General features: G+C 42.0%; 8 protein-coding genes. 1 reads left to right on the top strand and 7 read right to left on the bottom strand.

Annotated features, from left to right (window positions below):
* Positions 1 to 715 (top strand): lipoate--protein ligase (gene lplA / locus SPADD19_RS06620; protein ID WP_061455601.1); only part of this gene is annotated, 715 nt, incomplete at its 5' end.
* 76 nt (positions 716 to 791) lie between these two features.
* Here lplA and xerS read toward each other — a convergent pair.
* From xerS to SPADD19_RS06585, 7 genes are all read right to left on the bottom strand, one after another.
* Positions 792 to 1862, bottom strand: a complete 1071-nt coding sequence (xerS, locus tag SPADD19_RS06615) for a tyrosine recombinase XerS (protein WP_061455570.1) — start codon at positions 1860 to 1862, stop codon at positions 792 to 794.
* Between the two features lie 192 nt (positions 1863 to 2054).
* Positions 2055 to 3038 (bottom strand): acetylxylan esterase, encoded by a 984-nt coding sequence (locus SPADD19_RS06610; RefSeq protein WP_061455569.1) that lies wholly within the window; start codon positions 3036 to 3038, stop codon positions 2055 to 2057.
* A 105-nt stretch (positions 3039 to 3143) separates the two neighbouring features.
* Positions 3144 to 3911 carry an alpha/beta hydrolase gene (locus SPADD19_RS06605; RefSeq protein ID WP_061455568.1) on the bottom strand — a complete coding sequence of 256 codons (768 nt, stop codon included), beginning with the start codon at positions 3909 to 3911 and terminating at the stop codon, positions 3144 to 3146.
* A gap of 66 nt (positions 3912 to 3977) precedes the next feature.
* A complete protein-coding gene (gene ffh, locus SPADD19_RS06600; protein WP_061455567.1) occupies positions 3978 to 5549 on the bottom strand; it encodes a signal recognition particle protein in 1572 nt (523 codons plus the stop codon).
* Positions 5550 to 5580: 31 nt separating this feature from the next.
* Complete coding sequence (locus SPADD19_RS06595; protein WP_003016592.1) at positions 5581 to 5913, bottom strand: putative DNA-binding protein; 333 nt, start codon at positions 5911 to 5913, stop codon at positions 5581 to 5583.
* 80 nt (positions 5914 to 5993) lie between these two features.
* Complete coding sequence (locus tag SPADD19_RS06590; RefSeq protein WP_049517882.1) at positions 5994 to 6938, bottom strand: 3-oxoacyl-[acyl-carrier-protein] synthase III C-terminal domain-containing protein; 945 nt, start codon at positions 6936 to 6938, stop codon at positions 5994 to 5996.
* 12 nt (positions 6939 to 6950) lie between these two features.
* Positions 6951 to 8138: F390 synthetase-related protein (locus tag SPADD19_RS06585; RefSeq protein WP_061455566.1), on the bottom strand; the 1188-nt coding region annotated here is incomplete at its 5' end.

Here is an 8138-nt window from a genome sequence, read left to right as displayed (position 1 = left end):
AAACAAGGCCTTTGACTTCAAGAGCTTCTCTACTCCAGTTATCAATACTTTAGCTGAACTTGGTGTTAAAGCTGAATTTACAGGCCGTAACGACTTGGAAATCGACGGTAAGAAATTCTGTGGCAATGCCCAAGCCTATATCAATGGACGGATCATGCACCATGGTTGTCTTCTCTTTGACGTGGATTTGTCAGTCCTAGCTAACGCACTTAAAGTGTCTAAAGATAAGTTTGAATCAAAAGGGGTTAAATCAGTCCGTGCTCGAGTAACTAATATTATCGATGAGTTGCCAGAAAAGATCACTGTTGAAGAGTTCCGTGACCTACTTTTGGACTACATGAAGAAAGAATATCCTGAGATGACAGAATATGTCTTCTCAGATGAAGAATTGGCGGAGATTAACCGTATTAAGGAAACCAAGTTCGGTACCTGGGATTGGAACTATGGGAAGTCCCCTGAATACAATGTCCGTCGTGGCACTAAATTCCCTAGCGGTAAGGTTGAAATCTTTGCGAATGTTATTGAATCCAAAATCCAAGACATCAAGATCTACGGTGACTTCTTCGGTATCGAAGACGTAGCAGCAGTAGAAGATGTCCTTCGTGGTGTTAAATACGAACGTGAAGACGTCCTCAATGCCCTTCAAACCATTAATCTAGGCCGTTATTTTGCAGGTATCACTGCAGAGGAAATTGCTGAAGCAGTGGTGGAATAAAGTAAAAAAAGAAGCTGGATATAAAACCAGCTTCTTTTTTTATATGAAATATATTACATAATTTATATTATGTATCTTATAAACTATCCAAGGCATTTTTCTGTTCGTCATTAACGATATGCGTATACAAGTCCGTTACCTGTGTGCTAGCATGTCCCAGCTGATGGCTGACCAAAACCTGTGATTTGGTTGCATCATAGAGACGGGTTGCTAATGTATGGCGAAGCTTATGGGGTGTCACACGGACTTTGAAGTCTTCTGAATACTTGGCGACCATCTTTTCCACGCTAGAAGCATCAATTCGGTTTGGAACACCTCGATACATGGTTAGAAAGAGAGCTGTATCAGTCTTTTCAGTCTTGTACCGTTTGTCTCGAATAGCGAGATATTGCTCCAGATAAGGCTTCGCAAAGGCAGCAACATTGACTGAGTCTCGTTTTCCACCTTTTCGAGTGACGTCAATGACCATCATCTTAAGATTAAGGTCACGAAGGTCCAAATTGACCGCTTCAGAGAGACGGACACCAGAAGCAAGAAGGAGTGCTATAATGGCTAAATCTCGCTCTTTATTCTTATTAAAGGAGGATAAGGCGCGATTTGAGAGTGTTTGAGGGTACTCCTGGTCGATATAGTTAAGAAAACCTTCTGTTTCATCTCCTAAAAAGAGTTTTTGTTTGATATTTTCGGCTCGCGCAGCCAAGGTTTCTTTCTTTTTCTTGGTAGCAACCTTCTTCATGACGTTACGGTAGAAATAAGGTTCCCCTTGCTCATTCTCAACCTCCTCAGTCAAGTATTTATAGAGACTAGAAAGTGCAGATAAAGTACGGTTAATGGTTGTTTGGGAAACACCGTTTTTCGTCGTATTGGCATTGAGTAGAGGACGTTCACGTAGGTAAAGAATAAAGGATTCCATGTCTTTCTTGGTCATGTGCTCCAGAACGTCTAAGGGGATCTCGGCCATGGTGTCAGCATCCGATATACCAGATTCCAAAACCCAGGTAAAAAATCGATCGTATTCCTTTAAGTATTCGTACAAGGTTGTAAAACTGTAGGGAACGGCCAGTTTCGATTGATAATATTCCAATACATACCAGGGCATGACTTGTTTGAGTTTATCAATCCGTTCTAATAAGATCTCGCGTTTCATGTTTTACTCCAAATCTTTCTATACTAGTAGTATAGCATAGCCAGATATATTTTTCAAGAAAATTATAGTTTTTCGGAAAGATGTTATAAGGGTTAATAGGACTGTTTTGTATCCCTTTCTATACTAGATTCTTTTCAAACACAATAAAATCAGCAAATCTCATGGATTTACTGGTTGTTTTTCTTCTCTAACTTATTTTTCTACATACTGAAATGGAATCTTGCTACCACAGAGCCAATTATAGACTCGATCATTGACTTGAACGTTCATAGCTTCATGAGCATATTCTGGCATGATTAAATGCTCTTTTGGACATTCTAAGCGATTATAAATAGCAAACTGCGTTTCAGGATAACAGACATCATCATCTAGCCCGGTAATCATGTGAACTTCTCCTTTGATGCGATGGGCAAAATTTTTCACATCAATATAGGCCAAAGTCTTCATCAAACGATCTTCTGTTTCATGAAATGGATCGTGGAACTTGAAATAACGGAAAAGCTCGTCATAGGCCTCGCTGGTGTTCCCAATCTCTAATACCCGTCTGAAATCCGATAAGAATGGGTAAATGGCGACTGTTCGTTGAATCCGTTTATTCAATCCAGCAGCAACCAGAGCTAGGGCACCACCTTGAGAAGCTCCGTAGCTAGCAAGTTTGCTGTTGTCTACTTGAGGAAGGCTGGCTACAATTTCAATTAACCGGTAAAGATCTAAGTAGACATCCTTATAAAAGAGCTGGTCTGGACCTTCCACGGCCCCACGTATAATCTGTCCTTTTACCGTATTTCCAAGTGGTGATCGATCTCCGTCCGTTGAATAGCCTGATTGACCTCTTACGTCCATAGAGACCACTCCATAGCCAGCTACTGTATAAGCCAGCATGTCGGACCAATCCCAACAACGCCCCATATAGCCGTGAAAATGGAAAATCACTGTGATCTTTTGATCCGTTTTTGGAAGGATCATTCTTGAATAGACAAGGCCATTTCTGGTTCCTTTAAAGGTTAATTTATAACAAATCACATTTGGAATGTTGAAATCTTGTTCTTCAAGCTTGTATTCAGGTAGTTCAGTCATCTTTGCTAGGGCTTGATCCCAAAAAGCATCAAAATCTGCGGGAACATCATCCTGTCCCTTGTAAACTTTCATTGTCTCTAGTAATTTAGGATCTTTCATAAAATCCTCCTTAGGTATGTGTAATCGCTACCAAAAATGTACCATATTTACCTAAGGATTGCAAGAGACAAACAAAAATTACATAACCGAAATTATGTAATTTCACTATAGATTCAAAAATAGACTTAATTGTTTCACTAGATCTGGATTAGTGGGTAAAGCTGAATGATGAGCCTTGCGACCGTTTAAATTCACTTCTGTATAGGTTTGATTGTCAAAAATAGATTGTGCTGCTTGGGCACTAGAGAGAGGGACGATGCCATCTGATTTCCCAGCAAAGCTACCGACAAAGTTAAGTACCTCTACTTCTTTTCCCAGGCGATGCTTCCATTTTTGAAAATCATCATACATCTCTTGGTTGAATTGGTACGGACTACCAATAATAGCGAGCTTCCTTACGGTCAGTTTTTTCTTTTCTAAAAAGCCACTTTCCAGTAAACCAGTCAAAACCAGTCCACCATTAGAATGCCCGACTGCCTTGAACTCTGTAAAATGATAGTGATCAAGAAGGTAGGTTAGAGCTATCTTAAGGGATTCGATTTGCTGCTTGATATTGCTGTAGCCGTCTCGATTGTTCTCGAAGCCAATCACAATTATTGGATTCGGCTCTTTCGTATTCAGTCTTCCCTCCATCTCTATAGAATCATCTTTGTTGACTTTTATTTTTAAAAGACTTTGCTTTTTTCTAGAAAAGCGATGGAGCATGCGAATGGTTCCATTGAATCGCTGGATACTAGCTGAACTCCCAGGTACAAAGATGATCGGTCTGATCGGAGGTTTCTTCGATCCTTTTGGGAATTCAAAGGGCTTGCTGTGCGAAGAAAACAATCTTGCAAAGAAACGAATGACTTGTTGAAATAGTTTTTTTAACATGTTTCCTCTAGTAGTAGTTTCTAAAAGAACCCAGAACAGTGTGTTCCAGGCCCTTATTAGAAACGATTATTTCCGTTTTTTCTTATTTTTGCGCATTTGTTTGGCCATCTTGTTCATCGCCCGTTTCATCATGAATTCACCGGCTTTTCCTTTGAGACCACCACCGAACATTTGGCTCATATCAGGCATTCCAGCGCCTCCACCAAGAGCTGACAAGTCAGGCATGCCACCTTGTCCCATCATGCCTTCGAGGGCAGACATATCAGGCATTCCACCAGGCATATTCTTCGGCATATTATTTGGATTGAGCCCCATTTGTTTCATCATCTTGTTTATATCGCCAGAGAGGACGCCTTGCATCATCTGTTTGGCTTGGTTAAAGTCCTTGATGAATTTGTTGACTTCGACAAAGGTATTTCCTGATCCAGCAGCAATCCGACGACGACGGCTTGGATTCAATAGATCTGGATTTTCCCGTTCAGCTGGGGTCATGGATGATACGATCGCACGTTTGCGAGCAATTTCTCGTTCATCTACCTTGAGGTTCTTCATGGCTGGATTGTTGGCCATACCTGGAAGCATCTTGAGCAGATCTTCCATTGGTCCCATGTTTTGAACTTGGTCTAATTGATCGATGAAGTCATTGAAATCGAAGGTATTTTCCCGCATTTTTTCAGCGAGTTCAAGAGAGCGTTTCTCATCGTATTCTTGAGAAGCCTTCTCGATCAGCGTCAGCATATCCCCCATACCGAGGATTCGACCAGACATACGGTCTGGGTGGAAGGTTTCGATATCAGTGATTTTTTCACCAGTACCAGTGAACTTGATTGGCTTCCCAGTAATCTGACGGACAGAAAGAGCCGCACCACCACGGGTATCCCCATCGATCTTGGTCAAGATCACCCCGGTCACTTCGAGTTGTTCGTTAAACTCACGCGCCACATTGGCCGCTTCTTGACCAATCATGGCATCGACAACCAAGAGGATTTCATTTGGCTCAGCAAGGGCTTTGACGTCGCGCAACTCGCCCATGAGTTTTTCGTCGATTTGCAGACGACCAGCCGTATCGATCAAGACATAGTCATTGTGATTGGCTCTTGCCTGCTCCAAACCTTGGCGAACGATCTCTACTGCAGGGACTTCTGTACCAAGTGAGAAGACAGGGACATTGATCTGTTGACCAAGGGTCTTCAACTGGTCGATGGCCGCTGGACGATAAATATCGGCCGCAATCATCAAAGGACGCGCTTTTTCTTCCTTGACTAATTTGTTAGCTAATTTCCCAGCAAAAGTTGTTTTACCAGCCCCTTGAAGACCGACCATCATGATAATGGTTGGAATCTTTGGAGATTTGATAATTTCTGCTGTTTCTGAACCCAAAATCGCTGTCAATTCTTCATCGACAATCTTCACGATTTGTTGGGCAGGGTTCAAGGTTTCGATGACTTCATGACCTACAGCCCGCTCGCGGACGCGTTTGATGAAGTCTTTTACAACAGGAAGGGCAACGTCGGCCTCTAAGAGGGCTAGACGAATCTCTTTGGTCGCCTCTTGGACATCCGCTTCAGAGATTTTCCCTTTCTTACGAAGATTTTTAAAGACGTTTTGTAAACGTTCGGTTAAACTTTCAAATGCCATACTCTTTCTCCTAGTTAAGTCTTATATTTATTTAGTCTCGATTATCGATACTGGAAAGCACAGAAATTTGTTCCTGTAAAAAAGGATCTTCAGGGTATTTTTCAGAAATCTGATCCAAAATTTGACTACGAACAATGTAATCGGAATACATATGGAGTTTCATTTCGTAGTCTTCCAAAATCTTTTCTGTACGTTTAATATTGTCATAGACCGCCTGACGGCTCACTCCAAACTCTTCCGCGATCTCAGCCAAGCTGTAGTCATCTGCGTAATAGAGCTCGATGTAGTTCATCTGCTTGTCCGTCAAGAGCGCTGCATAAAACTCAAAGAGCGCATTCATTCGGTTGGTTTTCTCAATTTCCATACCTTTCATTATATCAAAAAAGCCCGCTAAAGACTAGCGGGACTTGATGCTTTTTGAGCTTGAAATAAGAGGATCTATCATTAGAGTTTCAGTGCCAACATATTGACCGTCATCCCTGCTGCAGTTCCCATCAAAAAGATGGTATCTCCTTCCTTCACATAGCCATGATCCAATGCATAGGCTAGGCCGAAAGGCACGGCTACCGAAACCATATTTCCATAATCACTGACAATATTAAGGTACTTGTCTTTTCCAACTCCTAATTTGTCCATGACGAGTGGCAAGGCACGGCTTGCTTGGTGAGGAATAATATAGTCTACAACATCTTTAGAAATGCCTGATTTCTCTTGGAATTCTTGGAACATTTCTGGAATAACACGGGCAGAAAGCAAAAGGATTTTCTTCCCTTTCATGTCAAACATGAAATCCGTCTTGGTTGCTTCAGAGTACAATTTCGGATGATAAGCTGTCAAACCACCACGAATTTCGGTGTCATGGGCTCCCTCAGACCAGGTACGTTGCATACTGGCAATGATTCCTTTGTCTTCCTTTGTTGCTTCAAAGATAAAAGCTGCGGCGCCATCGCTAAACAGTTCAAAGCTTTCTTTTTGTTTGGGATTCAGCCCTAGGCTACCTACTTCACTAGATACAATCAGAACCCGACGGTATTCTCCACCTTCAATCAGATAAGAAACAGTGCTTAAAGCAGATACAAAACTGGTACAGGTGGTATTGATATCCATAGCAGGAATCGTTAGTCCCTTGGCCACGCGCTCATGGATCAAAGCAGCTGTACAAGGAATGGGCTGAACGCCAACAGCACTAGCCGAAACCAGACAGTCGATGTCTGCCATTTCAAGCCCCGCATGGTTTAAAGCCGATTCAATCGCACGCGCTGCAAGATCAATCTGTGTTTCTTCTCCTTCTTTCACGCGGTAACGAGTCTGGTCTTTGAAAGTTACGGTATGAGCTGGAAGCGCAGTTCCATAGCCTTTAATTTGCAAATGTCTTTTTACAGTAGTCATAGGATTCTCCTTTTATTGAAGTCGTTGAACACGTTTTAATTTACGTGTTGGGTCCCATTGGTAATCGATAAATTGAATACTTGGGAGAATGAATTGTTTTTGCTGAGCTAAGAGTTCAAATTGAGCAAAGATCGCTTGCTCCATAGACTCTGTCCGGTGACTCAAGGCAATGGTAATGGATCCATCTGCCAACTGAGTTACTTGATAGTCCTGAATATTTTCGACAAAGAGAATGCACCGTCGAATAAAATCCGGATAGATCATCTGGCTACTGCCATCTTCTTTTTTGAAATAAAAGATATCATCTGATCGTCCTTCGATCTTTGCGATTCGAGTAAAGACGGAACCACAAGGGCAAGGAGACTTTTCTTCCACCAAAATATCATTGAGTCGGTAGCGATAGATGGGTTGACTGGTCCGTTTGAAATCCGTAATAATCGGATAAAAGCGGCTATCATCAAGATACTCTTTTTCGACATACAAAATATCTTCGTTAAGATGTAGATTGCCTTCTGAACAGGTACAAGCTAAAAATCCCTCTGTCGCTTGGTAGACCTGATCAACCTTGTCTAGTTGAAAGGTTTTGGCAATGGTCTGAGCATCTCGATCTTCTAGAATCTCTGCGACAGAAACAACCTTGACGGGTTGGATCGCAAGTTGCTGATTGCTGACATAGTTGGCTAACTCAATCAAGGTAGAAGCTGGTGCGACCACAATGGTTGGTTGATAGTCCATGAGACGCTCTAAATGCTCCTTGCTATCCTTGAAAATATCAAAATATTCCAAGCGAATAAGGTCTGAATTAATGGTTTGATAGAGTTCATTATCTGCTCGTAAGAAAAAGGCAATGCGATGACCAAACAGGTTTCCTTTTGGCAACATCTTGGCTAAGATTGCTGCAGCCCACATACTTCTTTCTTTTTCTGTGGTGACAAAAACTCCTCGGTGGCCGGAAGACCCAGAAGACAAGCCTACTGCTACTTCTCCATTCATCTCGGTAAAATCTCGCGTTTGTTCTCCGCGAATCGCCATCTCTAAAGCCTGATCTCGATCCACTCCCAGAGTATTGAGTTCATTGAAATGCGTCATCATGAAATGCTTATCCATGGTCCCAAAGGATTCAGGAGAATGAGTCTGGAAATAGGGAGACTGAGAAGTGATAAAAGTATGGTAGCGTGCCAATTGCTTATCTTGATATCG

It is taken from the genome of Streptococcus parasanguinis (genome assembly GCF_001578955.1).
Taxonomy (GTDB): domain Bacteria; phylum Bacillota; class Bacilli; order Lactobacillales; family Streptococcaceae; genus Streptococcus; species Streptococcus parasanguinis_U.
The sequence above is the reverse complement of the archived record's forward strand: the minus strand, read 5'-3'. Positions and strand labels throughout refer to the sequence as shown.

Excerpts from the sequence above, each read along its gene's own strand:
- xerS (WP_061455570.1), bottom strand. The coding sequence starts at position 1,862 with ATGAAACGCGAGATCTTATTAGAACGGATTGATAAACTCAAACAAGTC.
- SPADD19_RS06610 (WP_061455569.1), bottom strand. The coding sequence starts at position 3,038 with ATGAAAGATCCTAAATTACTAGAGACAATGAAAGTTTACAAGGGACAG.
- SPADD19_RS06605 (WP_061455568.1), bottom strand. The coding sequence starts at position 3,911 with ATGTTAAAAAAACTATTTCAACAAGTCATTCGTTTCTTTGCAAGATTG.
- ffh (WP_061455567.1), bottom strand. The coding sequence starts at position 5,549 with ATGGCATTTGAAAGTTTAACCGAACGTTTACAAAACGTCTTTAAAAAT.
- SPADD19_RS06595 (WP_003016592.1), bottom strand. The coding sequence starts at position 5,913 with ATGGAAATTGAGAAAACCAACCGAATGAATGCGCTCTTTGAGTTTTAT.
- SPADD19_RS06590 (WP_049517882.1), bottom strand. The coding sequence starts at position 6,938 with ATGACTACTGTAAAAAGACATTTGCAAATTAAAGGCTATGGAACTGCG.